Consider the following 250-nt stretch of genomic DNA (forward strand, 5'->3'; position numbering starts at 1 on the left):
TCCATGCTAACGGCCTGCGGCGGCGTCTCATTCCACGAGCACGATCACTCAGAAGGTTTGTACGTTCACACGTACGGCCGCACGGGCGCCCCGCGGCTCACTGCTCGGCGAGCGCCCGCAGCCGGCTGCGCGCACGGTGCTGGGCCACCCGGACCGCTCCGGCGGCCATGCCCAGCATCTGGCCCGTCCCTCCGGCGGGCAGGCCGCCGGCGACGCGCCGCACCAGCAGCTCGCGCTCGTTCTCCGGGCG

The 250-nt window shown here is 74.0% G+C and carries 1 protein-coding gene; it reads right to left on the reverse strand.

Features of this window, described 5'->3' with window-relative positions:
* Window positions 1-97: 97 nt before the first annotated feature.
* A partial coding sequence (locus tag A4V12_RS23035) for a sigma factor-like helix-turn-helix DNA-binding protein (RefSeq protein ID WP_267893222.1) occupies window positions 98-250 on the reverse strand: 153 nt, incomplete at its 5' end.

Source organism: Streptomyces noursei (genome assembly GCF_001646665.1).
Taxonomy (GTDB): domain Bacteria; phylum Actinomycetota; class Actinomycetes; order Streptomycetales; family Streptomycetaceae; genus Streptomyces; species Streptomyces lavendulocolor.